Here is a 20,586-nt window from a genome sequence, read left to right on the forward strand (position 1 = left end):
ACGCGTGACCGCCATTTCGGAATATGCGACACTCTTGAAAAGTATGACAATTGGGAGAAACGCATGAACAAGCCTGTCCATCCAGCCCCCGCCGGCGACGCCGGCGTCGTCCGCATCCAGCAATTCGAAAGCCCGGCCGGCGTGCCGCTGCTCTCGACTCAGATGCTCGCCACCGCCGACGGCGACCTCAATCGCGAGCTCAACAGCTTTCTGTTCGACCCGCCGTCCAACCCCAATCTGCTCAAAGGCAAGAAGATCGCCATCTGCTGCACCAATGGCGTGGAAGAGGTGGAAATCCTCGGCGCCCACCGCTGGTTGAGCGAGCATGGCGCCACCGTCCATGTCGTTGCGCCCAAGGCCGGCCCGTTGCCGCCCTCCTATGGCGTGAAGATGCCGCCCATCGCCGAGACCCATGTGCTGGCGATCCGCCTGATGGAGAATGGCGGCTGGCTCAAGATCGACCAATATCTCGAGACCGCGAAGGCGTCCGACTATGATGCCATCATTCTGCCGGGCGGCTGCTGGAATCCGGATTTCCTGCGCGCCGACAAGAACGCCATCGCCTTCGTGCAGGAGATGTACAAGGCGGGCAAGCCGGTCTGCGGCATCTGCCACGGCCCCTGGGTGCTGATCAGCGCCAGGCTGCTGAAAGGCAAGAAAGCCACCGCCGTCTGGAACATCCACATCGATCTCGAAAATGCCGGCGCCACCGTCATCGACGAGCCGGTGGTGGTCGACGGCAATCTCATCACCGCGCGTTTCCCCTACGACCTGCCGCGCATGGTCGAGGCACTGGTGAAGCAGCTGGTGAAATAGTGGTCGGAGGGTAGTGGGGAAGGAAGCTCCCCCTACCCCTTGATCTTCCACTCCTTCATCACCTTCAGCGTATCCGCGAAGGATCTGATCCCCGCATCCGAGCCGAGGCCGGTCGCCACGAGCCCCGCCGAGGCCTGAGCGAACCGCAATGACGTCTCGACATCCATCTTGTGATGGAGCGCCGCGATGAAACCCGCGTCGAAGGCGTCGCCGCAACCCGTCGTGTCCACCACCTTGACCTCATAGGCCGGCGACTTCAGCCGCGTGCCATCCTTATGCGCATAGAAAGCGCCCTCGCCGCCCAGCGTGAAGACGCAACAAGCAGCGCCCCGGTCGAGATAGAACTTGGCACAGTCATCCGGCGACGACTGCCCCGACATGTCGCGCGCCTCCTCGATCGACGGCATGAAATAATCGATATAGGGCAGCAGCGGCTCGACGATGCCGAGCGTCTCAGGCGATGCCGCGATGAGATCGAAGGTAACGGTGCGCCCGCGCTTCTTGGCCTCCTTCAGCAATATCGCGCTCGCCGGCCCATCGAGCCGCTTGAGCAGTCCGGTGCCACCCAGATGAATGATCGGCGCATCGAAGACCTGATCATAGGCCGAGGCCGGCACGTCGAAATAATCGGAGGCGCCGCGCACATGCAGCGCCGGCCGGTCGCCATTGGGCCTGACATTGAGGATAGTCGCCGAGGTCGGCACGCCTTTGAGGCGCTGCATCGCCGAGGTGTCGATGCCGTGCTTCTCGAGCGTCAGCAGCACCCAGTCGGCCTTCTCGTCATCACCGACCGCGCCCACCGCGAGGCTCCTGAGACCGAGCTTCGCCGTATCGACGACGGTACCGCCCGCCGTGCCGGCGACGGTGAGCCTGATCTCCTCGATGAAGTCGACATTGCCGCGCTCAGGGATGCGGGTGACGGGCCGGCCCAGCACGTCAAGGATATAGAGGCCGATGACGGAGACGTCGTAGCGCATGGGGAGAAAGTTCTGTCTATTTCTTGGAAAGATAAGTGACGGCCGCGGCGAATCCGGCAGCCGCGACGGCGAGCGCCCAGACTAAGGGCTGCAGATAGAAGGCCGGCGTGCCGAGCTGCACCTTGCCGGCCGTGGTGGCCGGATCGGGGGCTTTAAGGAAGAAGACGCCATAGAGATGCGCGGCGGCGATCGAGATCAACAGCACGCAGCAGAAGATCATCGCCACGACGAGCGCCACCGTGACGATGCTGCGGACACTCACGCCCGGCCGCGCCAAAGGCAGCAGGTTGTTGACGAGGCCGGCCAGCACCACGAGACCGGAGCCCACGGCGAAAAGCGTCAGGCTGAAAGGCTGGAAGATCAGCAGCAGCGCCAATATGCCGAGCCCGATGATGAAAGCTTCGAGGCGGAGCGCGCCCTGCGGCGTCAAACCCTTTGCCGGCCCCTCGCTCATGCCCGCACCGCCTTTCCGTCTTCGCCGAATATATGCGTCTGGGTGGGATCGGCGCGCAGATGCAGCTTCTCGCCGATCTTGAATTTGACGTCGCGCGGCACCACCACGCGGATGTCGGACTCGTCCGGGGTGCGCGCATGCACCAGCGTCTCCGCCCCCATCGGCTCGATGAGCTCGGCGGTCGCGAGGATCGTATCCTTGGCCCCGGCGCTGACCGGTGTGAACGCGCGGGGACGTATACCGAGCGTGACCTCTGAGGGCTTGAGGCTGCCGACGGCCGGATTGACCTCGAGTTCCACTCTTTCGCCGCCGAACTGGATCGTCGCCTTGGCGCCGCTCACTTTTTCGAGCTTGCCCTTGACCAGGTTCATCTGCGGCGTGCCGATGAAGCTCGCCACGAAGACATTGGCGGGTTTGGCGAAGACCTGATGCGGGGTGCCGATCTGCTCGATGATGCCGTCGCGCATGATGGCGATGCGGTCCGCCATGGTCAGCGCCTCGAGCTGGTCATGCGTCACGATCACCGTCGCCTTGGAGAGATTGGACAGCACTTCCTTGATCTGGCCGCGCATCGAATGACGCAGCTCGACATCGAGGCGCGACAGAGGCTCGTCGAACAGGAAACAATTGGGCTCGCGCACGATGGCGCGGGCAACGGCGATGCGCTGTTTCTCGCCTTCCGACACCTGCCCCGGCATGCGGTCGAGCACCTCGGTCAGATGCAGGATTTCCGCCACCCGCCGCACCCGTTTGTCGCGGTCGGGCTTGGAGATCTTCTCGTAATGCAGCGGCATGGCGATATTTTCGCCGACGCTCAACGCCGGATAGAGCGCATAGAACTGGAACACCATGGCGATGTCGCGCTTCTCCGGGCTCAGATCATTCATGCGCTTGCCGCCGATGACGATGTCGCCCGATGTCACCCGTTCGAGCCCGGCGATCATGCGTAGCGTCGTCGTCTTGCCGCAGCCCGAGGGCCCCAGGAGACAGACGACTTCGCCGGCAGCGACCGACAAATCGGCATCCTTCACGGCGACGAAATCGCCGAACCTCTTGGTGATCTTGCGGGCTTCGATGGTCGACATATTATCTCTTCACGGTGCCGAAGGTGACGCCGCGCAGCAGATGGTTCTGCAGGAAGAAGGTCACCAGGAAAACGGGGATCAGGAACAGGGTTTCGATAGCCGCCAGCAGACCCCAGAGCACGCCGATGCCGCCGCCGGCAACCGCCTGGTTCATGGCGACCGGCACGGTGCGGGTGTCGACGCCGGTGAGCAGCAGCGCGAACAGGAACTCGTTCCAGGTGAGGATGAGGCCGAAGACGAAGGTGGCGGCGAGACCGGCCAGCACCTGCGGCAGGCAGATCTTGAAGAACACCTTCGCATCGCTCGATCCGTCGAGGCGCGCCGCGTCCTCGACATCGGGTGACAATTCATCGAAGAAGCTCTTCATCATCCAGATGGTGAAGGGAAGATTGAAAGCGGTGTAGAGAAAGATGATGCCGAGATAGGAACCGGCGAGCCCCGAGATGCGGAACATCAGGATGACCGGGATGATCACCACGATGGCCGGCAGCATGCGGGTGGTGAGGATGATGAAGAGATAGGTGTCATTGCCCTTGAGCGGATACCGCGAGAAGCCATAGGCGGCGAGCGTGCCGATCACGAGGGCGAGCAGCACCGAGGTGCTGGCGATGAAGATCGAGTTGAAGAAGAAGCGGTCGAAGCCGGTGCTCTCCGCAGCACCACCTGCGACATAAGCGCGGGAGAACACCGAGGTGAAGTTCTCCAATGTCGGCGAAAAGACATATTGCTCGGGGATGAGCCCGAACAAGGTTGTCGGCAAGAGCTTCGGCGGGACCGCCAGCGCTTCCGTCTGCAGCTTGAACGAGGTCAGGATGATGATCAGGACGGGCAGAAAGTAGATGAGGCTGATGATGGCGGCGAAGAGCGTATGGCCCCAGCCCGCCTCGCCCACACCCGACGCCTTGCGGAAGCCCAGTCTTTCCCAGATGGATATCGTGTTGGCCATCGCTCAGGCCCCCTGGCTGCGCCGGTTGGCGATGTAGAGATAAAGATTGGTGAGCACGATCACCACGAAGAGCAGAAGATAGGAGAGTGCGGCACCCTCGCTCGTCTTGTTCTGCTCATTGGCGATGCGGATGACGTGATAGGAGATGGTCATCGTGTCATTGCCGCCCTTGGTCAGCAGGATCACGAGATCGGCCATCTTGAAGGCCTCGATGGTGCGGAACAGCAGCGCCAGCATCAGAAGGCCGCGAATATAGGGGAAGGTGATGGTCCAGAAGCGCCGCCAGCCCGAGACCCGGTCGATCGCCGCCGCCTCATAAAGATATTTCGGCACCGAGACGAGGCCCGCCAGCACCAGCAGCATGACGAAGGGCGACCACATCCAGGCATCGGCGAAGACGATGCCGGCGACGGCGCCGGTCTTGTTCGACATCAGGATGAATTGCTCGCCGCCCCAGGCCTTGATCACCTGGCTGATGAGCCCGAAGGTCGGGTCGTAATAATAAGAGAAGAACACGCCCACCGCGACCACCGACAGCATCATCGGCGTCAGCACCAGGATAAGCAGGTATTTGCGCAACGGGAACTGCTTGGCGAACAGCACCGCCAGCAGGAAGCCGACGATCATCTGCGCGGCGACGGTCAGCACCACGAACATCGCGGTGTTGGTGAGATTGGCCCACAGCTCGGGCGCCTTGAGGTCGTTGGTCAGCAGCTGCTGATAATTCCTGAGGCCCACGAAGCGGATATTCTGCTGGTTGCTCTGATAGGCGAAGAAGGAAAGGCCCAGCGACCAGACCAGCGGAAAGATGTTCATCACGAACAGCACCGCGATCGCCGGCGAAACGAGCAGCCCGCCATAATAGTGGCGGCGATAGGCATTGACGACGAAGCTGGCCGCCACCATGGCCGCCATGGCGCCGACCACCCAGAACGCGGCGTTGGCCGGCAGGATCAGCGTGGCGAGGACCGACACGACGAGGCCGACGACGATGGCGAGCTTCCAGTTGTCGGGCGCAATGGTCTTGAAGTCGGGCGCCGGCGGCGAAAGAGCAACGCTCGTCATGTCAGCGCCCTGCCCGTGTCGCGCGAATTTAGTGGGCCCCGACTTTCGTCGGGATGACGGAGATTGGATTGGGAGGCCACCAGGAGTTCCGGCACGAGAACGAAATCCTCAAACGATCATCGGAGACAAAGAGGACGCCCGCTTTGTGTCGGGCGTCCTCAGCTTTCTGTCTGTTACGGCGCGATCAGGCCGGCTTCGGTGAGCAGGTTCTGCTGGAACTTCGCCACATTATCGAGCGTCGTCTTGGCATCCTGCTTGCCGGTGATGGCGAGGTCGAACTGGTCCTGCTGCTGGGTGAGCAGCTCGAAGAACTGCGGCACGTGCCACACGTCCTTCTGCCAGTCGAGGCTCGGCGCCCAGGCGCGGTTCCACGGCCGGTAGGTTACATAGTTCGGATCGCTATAGACCGACTTCATCGCCGACTGGCCACCCTTCGAAGCATATTCGGTCTGCACCGGCTTCGACAGCCACCACTTGACGAAATCGACCGCTTCCTTGTTCTGCGTGTCGGTGTTCCAGGTCATCAGCACGAAGGGCTGACCGCCGATATTGTTCCAGCGGATCATCTTGCCGTCCGCGCCGCGGGTGCCCGGCGCCTGGCCGAAGACCAGCTTGTCGGAGACCTTTGACGTTTCCGGGCTGAGCGAGGCTTCGCCGAGACCGATCCAGTCCACGTTCAGAGCCACCTTGCCTTCACGGAACAGCTCGTCGGACTTGAAGATGTCCATCGTGCCGGTCTTGGCGACGGGCGGCATATATTGGATGAGCTTCAGATAGTGATCGAGAGCGGCGACCGCTTCCGGCGAGTTGACCACGCCTTCCGCCTGGCCTTTCGGCGCCTGGGTTTCATCCCAGGTGTTGCCGCCATTCTGCCAGATGAAGCCGTTGATCTGCATCGAGGAGAAGTCGTAGCCTTTGCCGGCCTGATAGGCGATGCCGTAGAAATCGTCATCGGCCGGCTTGCCGGCGAGGTTTTCACCCTTCTTGCGCTGGAAGAACTGGCCGATATTCTCGAACATCTCCCAGTCGAGATCGTCGAGCTCTTCGCCGGTGCAGGGCAGCTTCTTGTTGAACTTCGCCTGGAAGTTCTTCTGCTCTTCCTCGTTGCACAGAATGTCCTTGCGCGCGAAGGTCACGAGCACGTCGGGGAATTGCGGGAAGCCGTAGAAATTGGCCGTCTTGTGCGGATAGGTCGAATAGGCGTTGCGCACGTTCTCATGCATGTCGTCCATCGCCGCCTTCAGCGCCGGATCGGCATCGATCAGGTCGTTGATCTTGCGGAAATAGCCGCCCTCCACGAAGGCGCCGAGCCACTGCGAATCCGACACCGCCATATTGTATTTCTGCTCGCCCGAGGTGAGCGAGGCATTGACGCGCGTGTAGAAATCCGGCCACGGGATGAAGTCGATCTCGAGCTTCACCGTGTTGCCCGACGGCGCTTTATATTGCTTGTCGAACATGTCCTTCATGATGCGGGTCGGCGGCCAGTCCGGCACCGCCATCTTGAGCACGATTTCCTCAGCCGTCGCCGGCGTGAGGAACGTGCCACTCATCATGGTCGCGACCGCGGCCGCGCCTGCGAAGGACGTCAACTTATACTGCCAACTCATGTCCTGTTTCTCCTCCCTAAAGCATGGTCCGGAAAGAGGCGTTGCGACCTTCCGGAAAGACGTGTCTAGGCACTTCAACTTCCTTCGCGCCGCAGGCGTATCATCGCAAAGCGAGACCATCCGCGGCGCTGAAGACATGGATCTTGTGAGTATCGATCTTGATCGGCAGCCGGTCGCCGAGCTTGATCTCGCTGGCGCGCGATTCCGGCAGCACGATGCGTAGGTTGTCGGACTTTTCGCCGAGCGAAACGACGGTGACGTCGCCCAGGGGCTCCAGCAGTTGCACCGGCGCGGAAAGATCGGCGGATGAGGCCGAAGCGATTTCGAGATCGGCCGGGCGCACGCCCATGAAGACCTTGTCGCCCGCTTTGGCGCCGAGCTTGCGGTCGAGCGCGAAACTGCCGAAGCCGGTCTTCAGGCTCTGGCCGTTCTCGGCGACGGTCGCCTGCAGCAGATTGATATGCGGCGCCCCGATCTTGCCCGCCACATAGACATCGACCGGCCGTTCATAGAGCTCGTCCGGCGTCCCCTTCTGCACCACGGCGCCATCGCGCATCACCGCGATCTCCTCGCCCATCGACAGCGCTTCGAGCTCGTCGGGCGTCGCATAGATGATGGTCATGCCGAACTGGCGGTGCAGGCGCTTGAGCTCGGCCCGCATGTCATGGCGCAATTTGGCGTCGAGATTGGTCAGAGGTTCGTCGAGCAAAAGGATATTGGGCCGCCTGATCAGCGAGCGGCCGAGCGCCACACGCTGCTGCTCGCCGCCCGACAGCGTGTTGGGCTTGCGCTCGAGCCGGTGGCCGAGCTTCAGCATCGAGGCGGTTTCCTTGACCCGCTTGTCGATTTCGGCCGAGGCGACCTTCGCCTCGCGCAGCGGATAGGCGAAGTTTTCATAGACGGTGAGATGCGGATAAAGCGCAAAGGACTGGAACACCATCGACACGCCGCGCGACTTGATCGGCGCATGGGTCACATCCGCCCCATGCAGCGCCACGCGCCCGTCATCCGGGATCACCAGGCCGGAGATCATCCGCAAGGTGGTCGTCTTGCCGACCGAGCTAGGGCCGAACAAAGCGAAGAACTGGCCTTCGCCGACCGAAAAACTCAAATTCTTCAGGGCCTGCACGCGGCCATAGGCCTTCGAGACATTCTCGAGGCTGACGGCCGACGGCTTGTTATTGGATGATGCCACGTGCCCCCTCACAAAGAGAGTGTCGCACTGAGCCAATGATGCTTCATCGACGCTTATTCCTCCCGGTTACACGCATTTTCCGCGTTTTATTCTTGATCAAACTGGTAGTACCAAATTGATCCGAGCGCAAGACTTTCTGTTGGACCTGCATTGCAAAAGTGGTGCTGCACGTGCGAATTGCGCCTCTTGCGGGGAAAATCTCTCTGTTCTATGCGTAAAGAAACAGAAATTGGTCGGACCAAAATGGTCGGCCCAGAAACATCAGGGAGGAACCACATGCATCTTTCGACACATAACTGGATGCGCGCCGAGCCGCTCGAGACGACTTTGGCCCGCATCAAGAAGTTCGGCTATGAGAGCATCGAGATTTCCGGCGAACCGACCCAATATAATGTCAACGACACCCGCAAGCTGCTGAAGCAATACGGCATCCGCTGCTGGGGTTCGGTCACCCTCACCCTCGCCGACCGCAACCTCGCCTCCAAGGACGAAGGCCAGCGCGCCAAGACCATCGATTACATGAAGAGCGTCATCACCATGGTGAACGAGCTCGACGGCGAGATCATCACCCTCGTCCCCGTCACCGTCGGCAAGATCCATCCCGACGGTACGCCCGAGGAAGAATGGCAGTGGCTCATCGAGGGCGTCACCGAATGCTACAATCACGGCAAGAAAAAAGGCGTGCGCATCGCCATCGAGCCGCTGAACCGCTTCGAAACCTATCTCTTGAACCGCGCCGATCAGGCGTTGGCACTTGCCGAAGCCATCGCGCCCGATTGCGGCGTCTGCATCGACGCCTTCCATCTCAATATCGAGGATGCCGACATGTATGCCTCGATCAAAAAGGCCGGCAAGCGCCTCTATGACTTCCATGTCGCCGACAACAACCGCATGGCCGCCGGCCAGGGCGCGCTCGACTGGAAGAAGATCGTCCAGACGCTGAAGGAAGCGGGCTATGACGGCGCGCTCACCGTCGAATTCGTGGCGCCGGTCGACCGCACGCCGGCCTCGCAATATCCCAACGCCATCGAAAAGAACCCGGTCGATATTTCGCCCGAGCAATTGAAGTTCATTCAGGATCACGGCTCGAGCCTCCTGAGCGAGGAATTCTATTCGATGCTCGTGAAGAAATCGGCCGATACCATCCTGCCGTTGATCAAGTGACCGGCCGGGCGGGCCGTCACCCGACGGCCCTGCCCGTTCTGGCCGGGAGAACACAATGAAGATCGAACGGATCGAAGCCACCTGGGTATCCATCCCCATTGCCGCCGAACGCCAGCATAAGAGCGACTTCGGCCAGATCCGGACATTCGATGCGGCCATCGTCCGTATCGACACCGATGCGGGGATCACCGGCTGGGGCGAAGGCAAGAACGCCGCCGGCAGCGCCGGCACCTATGCCGCCCTCGTCACCCTCATCAACAAGGAGTTCGCGCCGCGCCTGATCGGCAAGGACGCGCGCGACATCTCCGTCATCTGGGACTCGCTTTATAACGGCGTGCGCGCTCATCACGCGACGACGCGTGGCCACGCAATGCCCGACATGGCGCGCCGCGGCCAGACCATCGCCGCGATCAGCGCCATCGACATCGCGCTCTGGGACATCGCCGGCAAGTCCTTGGGCGTGCCGGTCTGGCGCCTGCTCGGCGGCCGCAAGGCCGAACGCATGCCGGCCTATGCCTCGGGCGGCTGGGCCGATGCGAAGACGATCGGCGATCAGCTATCAGGTTACGTGAAGCAAGGCGGCTTCAAGGCGGTGAAGATGCGGGTCGGCGCCATGGACGGCGCGCCGCATGTCAGCGCCGAGCGGGTCAAGGCGGCACGCGCGGCACTCGGGCCCGACATCGAGATCATGGTCGATTCGCACGGCACCTTCACCGTCGCCGAGGCCAAACGTTTCGCCCATCTGGTCCGCGACTGCAATCTCGCCTGGTTCGAGGAGCCGGTCACCGCCGACGACAAGGTCGGCATCGCCGAAGTGCGCGCCTCGGCGATGATCCCGATCGCCGCCGGCGAGAGCGAGTTCACCCGCTTCGACTTCCGCGATCTCATCACCCAGCGCGCCGTCGACATCCTGCAGCCGGATCTCGCGATCTGCGGCGGCATCACCGAGGCCCGCCGCATCGATGCGCTCGCCGCCTCCTTCAATCTGCGCCTTGCCCCGCATCTGTGGGCCGGGGCCCCTGCCTTCTTCGCCGGCCTGCATGTCGCCGCCGCCAGCCCGTCGAGCTATATTCTCGAATATTCGCTGGGCGCCAATCCGATGCTGCATGATCTCATCGAAGAGGATGTGAGCGTCAGCGACGGCATGATCGCCATTCCCGACCGGCCCGGCCTCGGCATCACGGTGCGCGAGGACATGCTGGCCTCTCATGCGGTGAAACTGCAATGATCGAGCACCGCGACCTCGTCTCCGAATTGGCGCTGTTTTTCCTGCAGCGCAAATACGAGCCGGGCGAGCGCGTGCCCTCCGAGCGTGAGCTGGCCGAACGGTTCAAGGCCGGCCGCGGTCTCATCCGCGAGGCTTTGGCCTATCTCGAAGCCTTGCGCGTCATCGACCGCAAGGCCAAGTCCGGCATCTATATGTCGAATGATACGGCGAGCGTCGAGGCGCTGGCCCTCTTCGCCCAGATCGGCGTGCCGCTGCAGGCCGAGGAAGTGCGCCAGTCAAACGAGATGCGCCGCATCCATGAGATCACCGCCGTGCGCCTCGCCTGCGAGCGCGCCACGCTCGAAAATTTCGACCGCATGCGCGCCGTGCTCGCCACCTCGATGAAACGCATCGATGCCGGCGAGCCGATCGACCTCGAGGACCGCGACTTCCATCTCGAGATCATCAACGCCACGCAGAACAATATCTTCTACCGCATCGTGCGCATCTTCTATCTGATGACGGCGGAACGCCGGCGCATCTATTTCCAGCGCCCCGACCGCTGCCGCGAATCCCACAACGAGCATATCCGCATCTTCGAGGCGATCGCGCGCCGCGACGCGGTCGAGGCCATGGGCCTGATGGACGCGCATCTGAAGGGCGTCGAAAGCTACTGGACCGGCCTCCTCGACAAACCGCAGACGCTCGAGAAGCAGCAGCCGGAAGCCGCATGGCTCAGGCATATTTCGAGCTGATGGTTCAAACTGTCATCCCTGGATGTACCTCGCCCCGCGTAGCGGGGAGAGGGAGGGGCCCATTGCAAAGCAATGGGAGGGTGAGGGGCGCCCGATCTCTTGGTACAGTAATGATGAACGAATTTATTGCGAGTGCCGCATTGATCAGAACGAGGAGGTAACAGGGATGCCTCTCACCCTCCCAACGCTGGCGCGTTGGGCCCCTCCCTCTCCCCGCTTGCGCGGGGCGAGGGTAAGTGCGCGCATGTCAACGGCTTTCGCTGCGAAGACGAAAACGGAATAAACCATGCCCATCGTCTACTCGACCCATCCGCTCCACCCCAATGCCGCCCGCCTGCTCGACGGCCATGCTGATCTCGTCGTCGCCTCCGACCTGACACCCGGTACCCTCGCCCGCGAGGCTCAGACCGCGGACATCGTCATCGTGCGCGCCAATCTGCCGGACGCTCTCTTCGCCGGCGCACCGAAACTCAAGGCCGCCATCCGTCATGGCGCCGGCCTCGACATGATCCCGGTCGAAGCGGCGACCGCCGCCGGCGTGCTCGTCGCCAATGTGCCGGGCGTCAATGCCCGTTCCGTCGCCGAGCATGTGATATTCGTGGCGCTGGCCCTCGCCCGACGTTTCCGCGCCATCGATCGTGATCTGCGCCACAAGGGCTGGCTCGCCGGCCGCGCCCACTCCCTGAGCGCCCGCGAGCTCGACGGCGCCACGCTGGGCATCATCGGCATGGGCCATCTGGGCAAAGCCATCGCCGCCATTGCCATGGGCGGCTTCGGCATGCGCGTGCTCGGCCACACTCGGCGCAATAAAGGCTTCCCTGACGGTGTCGAAGCGGTCGCCCGCGACGAGCTCCTGAAACAGAGCGACTATGTCGTGCTCGCCTGCCCGCTCTCACCTGAAACCCGCGGCTCGATCGGTGCCCGCGAGCTGGCGCTGATGCCGAAAGGGTCTTTCCTCATCAATGTCGCGCGCGGCGCCGTGACGGTGGAGGACGATGTTGTCGCCGCGCTCGAGAGCGGACATCTGGGCGGTGCCGCCATCGACGTCTTCGCCGAGCAGCCGCTCCCCGCCGATCATCCGTTTTTCAGCTTCGACAATGTGATCCTCACCCCGCATCTCGCCGGCATCACCGAGGAGAGCATGGAGCGCATGGGCGTCGGCGCCGTCGAAGAGACCTTGCGCGTGCTGAAGGGCGATCTGCCGGTCAACCTCGTCAATCCGTCGGTCGTCGCGCAATACCGGCGGCGCTTCGCCTGACCGAAACGCGCCTCATTCCGCTTTCAGCTCGAGACCGGGCGGCTGTTTGCCGAGACCGTTGGACGGCGCCTCTTGCGGCAGGACCGGCGGATCCGGATTGGCATGCCGGGGAATGAGCACGGCGCTCCCATAGAGAAGCCCCGCGGCGAGAAGCCAGCTTCCGGCGATTCTTGCCGCGATCACGAACCAGGGATGATCGACCGCGCCGGCCGCAAGCGCTGCCGCGGCAACGATCCACACGCCGATCGCCACGCCGGCGCACGGAACGACGAGCCCGTTCACCGTCGGGTCCGTCAGGCCGGTGGCGACGGCAAGCATCGCCCCCGCCAGCCCTGCGACGGGTACAAACAGCCACTTCCGCGCCCCCTGGGGAGCGAGGAGAAGCAGTCCCGCGGCGACATTCGATATCGGGCCGGTCAGAAACAGATGCGCGGCGGCCTGCGGCACACCATCCAGGGCGGCCATGAACCAGGGCCTGATCTTGAAACCGATCACCGCGCCGGCGACGACTATCGCAAGCGCGCTCCAGGATCGCCGCCGGTCGAGCAGCGCGAGAGCGACACCGAGGCCGAGCAAAGGAACAACTCGTTCAGGCGAAAGCGCGCTGGTCAGCACCCACCCGGCGAACATGCCGCGCGCGCCGGGATCCTGCACCGCAAGCGCCGCTATGGCCAACAGCCCGGGCAGTGCCAGCACCGGCCCGGCCCATCGTTTCATGACGGGTGCCATCGCCTATACGAGAAAATAGAAACCGGCGGCGGCGACAAGACCGCCGAGCGCGCGGCAGAGGCGGCCGCCATAAGGTTTCTGCAGCACCAGTCCCACCGCGATGCCGAAAAGGTGGATCATGCCGGTCGCGATGACGAAGCCGATCGCAAAATCGGCCGGGTCGGCCGTGGCGGGCAATTCGCTTCCATGCGCATAGCCATGACATATCGCAAAGACAGAAATGAGCAGCAGCGCCACCCATTCGGGCGGCTTCCATCGCGCCGCGATCGCGGCGCCGAGGGCGATGATGGAGAGCGCTATTCCGATCTCCGTTCCGGGCAGCGGCAGGCCGGCAATGCCGATGATGCCGCCGACCACCATGATGAGCGGAAAGGTGACCGGCAGCGTCCAGACCGTTCGGCCGCCCATCTGGGCGCCCCAGAGTCCGACCGCGAACATGGCGAGAAAATGATCCGGCCCGGTGAGCGGGTGAGCGAAACCGCTGCTGAGACCTCCGGCGCCGCTTTGAATGAGATGGGCATGAGCGGCGCCGGTCGCATTCCAGAAACCGACTGCAACGACGGCGATACGAAGCGCGGTACGGGTCCTGCTCCTCATCCGATCACCTCTCCACCAATCGCGAAACCGGAGACACCGAAGCGAGATAGAAGGTGGCGCTGACGGCGGTGATCCAGAAGCTCGTCGGCCAATCCGTATAGTAGGCGAGCGCGAGACCCGACCATGCTTCGATGAGCGCGAGCGCGGCCGACAGGAGCAGTCCCGCCGTGATCTTCGTAGTGAGGCGCTGGGCCGTCGCGGCCGGACCGACCATGAGGGCGAAGACCAGCAGCACGCCGACCACTTGCGCACATTCCGCTGTCGCCAGGGCGACGATCGCCAGGAACACCGCTGAAAGCAGGCGCAGGCGCACGCCTTTTGCATCGGCGAGTTCCGGCTGGAGACTGGCGAACAGCAAAGGTCGTGAGATGACGCCGAGAACGCCAAGACAAAACACGCCCAATGCCAGGAGCACCCACACCGTCGATTTATTGACCGCGAGGACATTGCCGAACAGGAGGCTCGTCGCCTGGGTCGCAAAGCCGGTGAAGAAATGCAGGAACAGGAGACCAAGACCAAGCGCGAGCGCCAGGACGAGGCCGATGGCGACGTCCCGGTTGGCGAGCCGGTCGCCGAGAAACCCCATGCCGAGGCCGGCGGCGACGGTCAGCAGGACAAGTCCCGCCAGCGGCGACGCGCCGATCAGGACGGCGCCGGTGGCCCCCGTGAAGCCGACATGCGCGAGTGCGTGGCCGGCGAAGGTCTGCCCGCGCAGAACCAGGAAATAGCCGACACATCCGGCGACGACCGCCACGATCGCGGCGGCGATGAAGGCCGTCCGCATGAATTCATACTGCAGCATGATCGTGCTCGTGCCGGTGGGCGTCGCCTTCGACCTCATACTCGCCAGAGAGCACAAAAATTTTGCCCCCGAGACAAACGACAGTGATCGGCGCCCCATAGAGCCTGGACAGAACCGGGCCGGTGACCACCTCGCTCACGCTGCCGATCGCGGCATGACCGTTGCCCAGATACATCACCTTGTCGAGCGTACCGAGCAACGGATTGAGCTCGTGGGAGCTGAACACGACCGGAATCGCCAAGGCCGACTGAACGCGTTTCACCAGGGCGACCACGGCCCGCTGTCGTTTCGGGTCGAGGCTGATCAGCGGCTCATCGAGCAGCAACAGGCGCGGCGACCCGATCAAGGCCTGCGCCAGCAGGAGCCTTTGCCGCTCACCGCCTGACATTTCCAGGAGCGGTCGTTTGGCGAGATCCTGCGCTTCGACGAGATCGAGCACGCGCTCGACATCGGCGCGCGCCGCGCGGCTGAGGATCGGCAGGCCCAGCCGGTGGCCATTGACGACGGACGCCACGAAATCCCGCCCGTTGAGGCGGAGCGCGTCGGTATTGCCGCGCAGCTGCGGCATGTAGCCGATGGCGGGATTGCCGCGCGCCGCCGCATCGCCGAACACCGAGATGCGCCCCGAGGCGGCGGGAACAAGCCCCATGATGGCGCGCAGCAATGTCGTCTTGCCGGCGCCATTGGGCCCGAGCAGCCCGACGAACTCCTGCGCTTCAATCGCGAGAGAAACGCCGGACAGGATGTTCCGTCCGGCGATCGCCAAGGTCACATTGTCGAATTTGACCGCCGTCATTGCGTCGGCATGCCGAACGCCTTGCCGACCTCGGCCACCCCGCTCATCATCCATGACTGATAGCTTTTACCATCAGGCTGCGTCTCGGTGGCGCCGACGACGGGTATTCCCGCTTGTTCCGCCAGCGACTTCAGCCGCTCCGCCGCCGGATCGGTCGCCTGGCTGTTGTAGACCAGCAGCTTGATCTTATGGGTCTTGAGATCATTCTCGAAGGCGGCGACGTCGGACGCACTGGGCTCCGTGTCGTTCATGACGGAATTCTGGAAGGAGGTTTCCTTCACCTCCAGTCCTAAGGCATCGAACATATAGCCGAACACCGGCTCGGTGGCCGCGACCGGCGTGCCGGCATAGTGCCCCCTGACTTCTGCGATCCGGTCGCTGACCGGTTGCAGGCTCGCCTCGAAATCCGCGAGGCGCCGCGCATAGACGGATATGTTGGCGGCATCCTCCTCGGCGAGGACGGAGCTCAATTGCCGCGCCATGGCGAGTACATTCCGCGGATCGTACCAGAGATGCGGATTGTCGCCCGTCTTCTTGCCCGCCAGATCGCCGACGACGATCAGCTTTCGCGCGCTCGATGGTGAGGCGCTCAAAAGCGTGCCGATCCACGGATCGTAATCGACGCCATTGGCGATCACGATGCGTGCATCGGAAATCGCCCGGGCGACGGAGGGGCTCGCTTCGAACAGATGCGGATCCTGATCGGGGTTGTTCAGGATGCTGACCACCTCGACGGCATCACCGCCGATCTGCCGCGCCACATCGCCATAGAAATTCTCGGCGGCCACGATCTTGATCGGTCCGGCCGCGACGGCCGGAGACGCCGCGGTCAGGGATAGGAAAAGCAGCGAGACCACATATTTCATGCCAACCTCCTGAGATGAGGTCGGCACGCTATCACAAGAATGTAATATTATAACATTACAAATTGCCGACTTCGGAAAAACTTATGGCGCGATCGCGATGCGCTGGCATTCGGGCGGCAGGCTCGACAGCGGCGGGGGCGGCGGCGGATTGGGATTCTGACGGTCGGGATGCTCTATCCAGTACCAGGGCTTGTCGCCCATCCAGTAGGCGAGTTCCTGGCCGCAGCCGGTGCCGTCCTGGGGCGCCGCCGGCGCCTGGTTCTTGCAGTCGGGCGAGCCCTTCGGACAGACGATCCGGACATGGAAATGATAGGTATGGCCGTAATAGGGACGCACCTTGGCCAGCCACGATTTGTCGCCCGTCGCCCATTTGCACAGCTCTGCCTTGATCGGCGGATTGACGAAGATGCGCGCCACTTGCGGATAAGACGCGGCGCGTTTGATGAGGCGGGCCTGCGCTTCCGTCCATGCCGATGTATCGAGAGTATGGCGGTCCTTGACCATCTCGCGCGGGATCATCGTTTCGCGTTCCTCAGGCGTGAGCGCGTAATCGGGCATCGGTGTGAGCCAGATGTCGGCATCGAGGCCCATCTGGTGGCTCGCATGTCCGTTCAGCATCGGCCCGCCGCGCGGCTGCGCGACGTCGCCGACGAGCAGGCCGTTCCACCCGTCATAGTCCTTCGCGTCGGTCGCAAGCTTCTCGATCAGGGATATCATCGCCGGATGCGCCCAATTGCGGTTGCGCGACGTGCGCATCACCTGCCAGCTTGCGCCGTTCACCGGCAGGGCCTGAGCGCCGAGGAGACATCCCCGCGCATAGGAGCCGATCGCCCGCGCCTTCATGCTGATCGGCGCCTTGATGGCGCCGAAGACCTGCTTGGCCGGCTTCTTCATGATCGGACTGGCGGCGCCCGTCATGCGCGCATTCTCGCCGAGCACCGCTACGGGGTTCGCCACGATGGCCAGAAGACACCAGCTTGCGAGAGCAAAGGCTGGAAATCGTCCCGAGGCGCCTGCTGTCATCTTCCGCAAATGCGGATCCCCCAATCCATCCGTGAGTCGATGAAGTGATCGCTTTGAGCCCTACCCCCAACACCGGCTCTCGCCAAGTCCGAGACGTATTAAACTGTTGTCATGTGATGGAGTCGGCGCCTCATGCCTTGGCTTGAATACCGGCGATCAGAATGTCGACCAGCCGCTTCGCCGTCTGCTCCCGATCGGATGCCGGGCTGAACTTTGCGGCGCCGGCCAATGCCAGCATCAGGTCCTTGGGTTCGACATCGGGGCGGATAGCCCCACTGGCGATCGCGCCTTGGACGAGTTTGGCGACCGCCCCGTCAATCTGAGTCATCGTCTCCGTCTTGAGTTCATCCGTCCCGCCGAGGATCGAATTGAGCAATTCCATCATGCTGTGTTTGGTGGCGACGAAGTCGAAGAACATGAGCAGCCATGCCCGGAAGGCCTCGAGGGGCGGACGTCCCCGCGCGAAGTCATCCGCGGCCGCAACCAGCTGCTCGGTTTCATTGCGGAAGACGGCCGTGACCAGCGCGTCACGGGAAGGAAAATGGCGGTAGAGGGTGCCTGCCCCGACGCCGGCGATCTGCGCGATCTCGTCCAGGCTGGCTTCCGATCCCTTCGCCGCGAAAACGGCCTTGGCCGTCGCCAGCAGCCGCAGACGGTTGCGCACCGCATCTGCCCGGGGCTTGCGGGTCGCGGCAGGGCCGCCATTGTCCATATCACAAACCCCTTGCTAAACGGAGACTACCTCCGTATATTATCCGGAGACACCCTCCTCTTACGCTAAAGCGGATTCGAGAACAAGGGTGTGAGGCTCCTGCCATTACTGTGCGCCGCACTGAGCTATTGTAACTGAAGCAAAGCTCCCCCCTGCGGCAGGAGAGCAGGTTCAACTGAGAAATATGAGAGCGGCCATGACACAGGAACTTCCTTTTCACGACAAGACGGCCGGTTGCTTTTCGGGAGGATTGGCCGGGCCCCCTGCCCGGTTTGCGAATGCGCTGGAAGTTTTGCACCCGGGTGATCCCAGGGCGCAGCTCCAGGCCTGGATCGATCAAACGGCCGAGCGGATCGGCGCGGGCGGTGGCCACGCTCGCGATCATGAGCCGGCGAGAATGGATGACGACGAGATGGTCGGGCTTTGCCGGCGCGCCCGCCTGTCCGAGCCCGACATCGCGGCGGAGCTGTTGATCCTGATCAGCGAGGGCGCCGAGTCCGCACTCCAATATGAAGCGGCCGAGGGCCTGGGCGATCGTTTCCGCCGCGCCGCCGAAGCGACGGTCACCAGGCTCAGCCGTCGCTGAGCGGCGCCGCCGGCGAAGGTCATCTTGAGCGCCGCCGCGGTCACGCCGCCTCTGTGGTCGAAATGCGACATCACCGTGATTTTTCACGCGCGCGCCCGAAAAACGGTTGCGCGCGAAGCTGAGTCGTGAGATACGATCGCCTGTAATTGATCTGTACTAGGACGAGTTTAATCCGCCGATGACCCGCAAGGCATCACATATGATAATCGCGCTGAGCGCCGCCAATGCGCTGCCATTAGAACGGCAGGGCAAATGCGAACGCTCGTTTATGTGCGTGATTTCAGGGGATTACCTCCTCACGCATCCGACCGGACAACGTCCCGGAAATCTCGACTAAACCGGCGGCAGGGCCATTCCCTCCGCCACCAGGCAGAGGGACCACAGATGGCCCAATAGACTCAAATCATCCCCTACTCATCGGTGTCAGGTTCTCTTGAGCCGTTGATGTCATCGTCCTTCATGGTCTCGGCCATGAAGCAGCGCACGCGAATTCTCGCATGCGTCAGCGATCGTGTGTTTCTTGTACAACAGGAAATACTGCGAACGTATTTTCTAGACGTGCCTTCCGGTCAGCAATGGCCCTGCTCTTTGACATTGTGAACATCCATCTATTGGCCGGCGACACCATGCCCGATGACGGGCTGCGTTCCGGACAACGGACCATCCATGCCGCAAGCATGGAATGGAGCCGTCGGCCGTTTGTCACTTTTGGGCGCCCGCGTTGCGGGCGTTCGATTTTCCTTTACTCAAGCGCCGGTAGCCCAACGGTAGGAGGCGACTGCCTTAGAAGCAGTTCAGTGCGGGTTCGAATCCTGCTCGGCGCACCAATTCACCGGACGATATTCGAACTGCGCAACGCGCTACGGTGCGTCATGTCCGGAACGCAAACGTCGCCGACCTGGAGCTCGGCCGCGCGTCCTTCGATATCGAGATCGCACCCGCCGTCCCAATCGCGCAGGTAGCAGCGCGCCCTTGCCACCTGGAGTTTGCAAGGCGTCTCATTCTTTTGACCTGCCGTCTCATTTCGTGTCCGGCACCTATGCTGCTGAAACCACTCCGGTAAATTCGCCCGGAAGAATACCGGAGGAGAGACGGTGGCACATTCCCGCAGCGCCTTGACGGCGCAAGCGCAATCTATGGTCTTGTCTCGGCATCTTTCGCGGGGCTGGCGCCACGCGCTGCTGGCGGGGATGGCGCTGGGCGGCGCAGGCCTCGTCTTCAGCGGCGAGGCGCTCGCCTGCGCGCAATCGCCCTGCAGCGTGACGTCCGAAGCCGAGCTGCGAGACGCCATCACCTTCGCCAACGGTAATCCCGACACCGTCATCAATCTCCAGGCGAACGTCACCCTGAGCGCCGACCTGCCGGCGGTGCAGGCGACCGGCATGACCTTCAACGGCGGCGGCAACACGCTCTCGGGCGGCGGCACGCATCGCGGGCTGTTCGTTTATTCCGGCGCGGTGAGCATCGAGAACCTCACCATCACCGGGACACAGGCCAAGGGCGGCGACGGCCCCGACGGTCCGTCCGTCGGTCAGCTCGCCGGTGGTGGCGGCGGCGCCGGCCTCGGTGGGGCGCTGTTCGTCAATGCTGGGGCCGCGGTCACGGTCAGCAATGTCAGCTTCAACGCCAACAGCGCCATAGGGGGAGACGGCGGTGCCGGCTCTCCCGCCGCCAACGTCAGCGGCGGCGGCGGCGGCGGTCTCGGCGGCAATGGCAGCCAAGGCGGCGGTGGGGTCGGCAGCGGCGCCAACGGTGGCGCAAACGCCCAGGCCGGCATGGCCGGCATCGTTACCGGCCAACCCGGGGGAGGGAATGTCGGCGCCGGATCTGGTGGGGCGAACGGTGGTGGCGGCGGCGCCGGCGGTGCCGTCCTTCGCGGCGGCGCCGGCGGCGATGTCGGCGGCGGCGGCGCGGACGGCGTCGGCCGCGAGGGCGGCTTCGGC

20 protein-coding genes, 1 tRNA gene and 1 pseudogene are annotated in these 20,586 nt (G+C 63.2%); 8 read left to right on the plus strand and 14 right to left on the minus strand.

The genetic code is table 11. The annotated features are described in order from the left end of the window. The first annotated feature begins 63 nt into the window (after window positions 1-63). Window positions 64-816 (plus strand): DJ-1/PfpI family protein, encoded by a 753-nt coding sequence (locus tag JHL16_RS04415; protein ID WP_200183661.1) that lies wholly within the window; start codon window positions 64-66, stop codon window positions 814-816. Window positions 817-848: 32 nt separating this feature from the next. On the opposite strand, the gene JHL16_RS04420 is transcribed toward JHL16_RS04415, so the two are convergent. The 7 genes from JHL16_RS04420 to JHL16_RS04450 form a co-directional block, all read right to left on the minus strand. Next, entirely contained in the window at window positions 849-1,793 is a 945-nt protein-coding gene (locus tag JHL16_RS04420; RefSeq protein ID WP_200183662.1) for a carbohydrate kinase family protein, read from the minus strand. 16 nt (window positions 1,794-1,809) lie between these two features. After that, window positions 1,810-2,247 (minus strand): hypothetical protein, encoded by a 438-nt coding sequence (locus JHL16_RS04425; protein WP_200183663.1) that lies wholly within the window; start codon window positions 2,245-2,247, stop codon window positions 1,810-1,812. After that, window positions 2,244-3,332: an ABC transporter ATP-binding protein gene (locus tag JHL16_RS04430; RefSeq protein ID WP_200183664.1), complete on the minus strand. Its 1,089-nt coding sequence runs from the start codon at window positions 3,330-3,332 to the stop codon at window positions 2,244-2,246. Before JHL16_RS04430 ends, JHL16_RS04425 begins: the two co-directional genes overlap by 4 nt. A 1-nt stretch (window position 3,333) precedes the next feature. Then, the gene (locus tag JHL16_RS04435; protein ID WP_200183665.1) at window positions 3,334-4,278 is read right to left on the minus strand and encodes a carbohydrate ABC transporter permease; all 945 of its coding nucleotides are present in this window, start codon (window positions 4,276-4,278) and stop codon (window positions 3,334-3,336) included. 3 nt (window positions 4,279-4,281) lie between these two features. After that, entirely contained in the window at window positions 4,282-5,343 is a 1,062-nt protein-coding gene (locus JHL16_RS04440) for a carbohydrate ABC transporter permease (protein WP_200183666.1), read from the minus strand. A 173-nt stretch (window positions 5,344-5,516) separates the two neighbouring features. Further along, window positions 5,517-6,953 (minus strand): ABC transporter substrate-binding protein, encoded by a 1,437-nt coding sequence (locus JHL16_RS04445; protein WP_200183667.1) that lies wholly within the window; start codon window positions 6,951-6,953, stop codon window positions 5,517-5,519. Between the two features lie 100 nt (window positions 6,954-7,053). Then, window positions 7,054-8,148: an ABC transporter ATP-binding protein gene (locus JHL16_RS04450; protein WP_348647167.1), complete on the minus strand. Its 1,095-nt coding sequence runs from the start codon at window positions 8,146-8,148 to the stop codon at window positions 7,054-7,056. A gap of 276 nt (window positions 8,149-8,424) precedes the next feature. Between JHL16_RS04450 and JHL16_RS04455 the strand changes: the two genes are divergently transcribed. The 4 genes from JHL16_RS04455 (at window position 8,425) to JHL16_RS04470 (ending at window position 12,532) form a co-directional block, all read left to right on the plus strand. Next, window positions 8,425-9,312 carry a sugar phosphate isomerase/epimerase family protein gene (locus tag JHL16_RS04455; protein WP_200183669.1) on the plus strand — a complete coding sequence of 296 codons (888 nt, stop codon included), beginning with the start codon at window positions 8,425-8,427 and terminating at the stop codon, window positions 9,310-9,312. A gap of 55 nt (window positions 9,313-9,367) precedes the next feature. Next, on the plus strand, window positions 9,368-10,540 hold the full coding sequence (locus JHL16_RS04460) for a mandelate racemase/muconate lactonizing enzyme family protein (RefSeq protein ID WP_200183670.1): 1,173 nt from the start codon (window positions 9,368-9,370) through the stop codon (window positions 10,538-10,540). Next, window positions 10,537-11,274, plus strand: a complete 738-nt coding sequence (locus JHL16_RS04465) for a FadR/GntR family transcriptional regulator (RefSeq protein WP_210345940.1) — start codon at window positions 10,537-10,539, stop codon at window positions 11,272-11,274. The genes JHL16_RS04460 and JHL16_RS04465 overlap by 4 nt, the downstream gene beginning before the upstream one ends. A gap of 286 nt (window positions 11,275-11,560) precedes the next feature. Then, window positions 11,561-12,532, plus strand: a complete 972-nt coding sequence (locus tag JHL16_RS04470; protein ID WP_200183671.1) for a hydroxyacid dehydrogenase — start codon at window positions 11,561-11,563, stop codon at window positions 12,530-12,532. A 12-nt stretch (window positions 12,533-12,544) separates the two neighbouring features. On the opposite strand, the gene JHL16_RS04475 is transcribed toward JHL16_RS04470, so the two are convergent. From JHL16_RS04475 to JHL16_RS04505, 7 genes are all read right to left on the minus strand, one after another. Then, window positions 12,545-13,249 carry a hypothetical protein gene (locus tag JHL16_RS04475; RefSeq protein ID WP_200183672.1) on the minus strand — a complete coding sequence of 235 codons (705 nt, stop codon included), beginning with the start codon at window positions 13,247-13,249 and terminating at the stop codon, window positions 12,545-12,547. 15 nt (window positions 13,250-13,264) lie between these two features. Next, window positions 13,265-13,858: a HupE/UreJ family protein gene (locus JHL16_RS04480; RefSeq protein WP_200183673.1), complete on the minus strand. Its 594-nt coding sequence runs from the start codon at window positions 13,856-13,858 to the stop codon at window positions 13,265-13,267. 4 nt (window positions 13,859-13,862) lie between these two features. Then, window positions 13,863-14,660, minus strand: coding sequence for a metal ABC transporter permease (locus JHL16_RS04485; RefSeq protein WP_200183674.1), 798 nt, complete (start codon window positions 14,658-14,660; stop codon window positions 13,863-13,865). Further along, entirely contained in the window at window positions 14,647-15,456 is an 810-nt protein-coding gene (locus JHL16_RS04490; protein ID WP_200183675.1) for a metal ABC transporter ATP-binding protein, read from the minus strand. Before JHL16_RS04490 ends, JHL16_RS04485 begins: the two co-directional genes overlap by 14 nt. After that, a complete protein-coding gene (locus JHL16_RS04495; protein ID WP_200183676.1) occupies window positions 15,453-16,322 on the minus strand; it encodes a metal ABC transporter solute-binding protein, Zn/Mn family in 870 nt (289 codons plus the stop codon). Before JHL16_RS04495 ends, JHL16_RS04490 begins: the two co-directional genes overlap by 4 nt. Before the next feature lie 81 nt (window positions 16,323-16,403). Next, complete coding sequence (gene mepA, locus JHL16_RS04500) at window positions 16,404-17,345, minus strand: penicillin-insensitive murein endopeptidase (protein WP_246770797.1); 942 nt, start codon at window positions 17,343-17,345, stop codon at window positions 16,404-16,406. Between the two features lie 130 nt (window positions 17,346-17,475). Next, complete coding sequence (locus tag JHL16_RS04505; RefSeq protein WP_200183677.1) at window positions 17,476-18,057, minus strand: TetR/AcrR family transcriptional regulator; 582 nt, start codon at window positions 18,055-18,057, stop codon at window positions 17,476-17,478. A 397-nt stretch (window positions 18,058-18,454) separates the two neighbouring features. Here JHL16_RS04505 and JHL16_RS04510 point away from each other — a divergent pair, with 397 nt between their 5' ends. The 3 genes and pseudogenes from JHL16_RS04510 to JHL16_RS04520 all read left to right on the plus strand — a co-directional run. Further along, window positions 18,455-18,643 (plus strand): hypothetical protein, encoded by a 189-nt coding sequence (locus tag JHL16_RS04510; protein WP_200183678.1) that lies wholly within the window; start codon window positions 18,455-18,457, stop codon window positions 18,641-18,643. Between the two features lie 750 nt (window positions 18,644-19,393). Beyond that, window positions 19,394-19,470, plus strand: a tRNA-Leu gene (locus JHL16_RS04515). A 315-nt stretch (window positions 19,471-19,785) separates the two neighbouring features. Continuing rightward, window positions 19,786-20,586: pseudogene (locus JHL16_RS04520) on the plus strand (hypothetical protein); the annotation flags it as partial.

The organism is Taklimakanibacter albus, from assembly GCF_016595235.1.
Lineage (GTDB): Bacteria > Pseudomonadota > Alphaproteobacteria > Rhizobiales > Aestuariivirgaceae > Taklimakanibacter > Taklimakanibacter albus.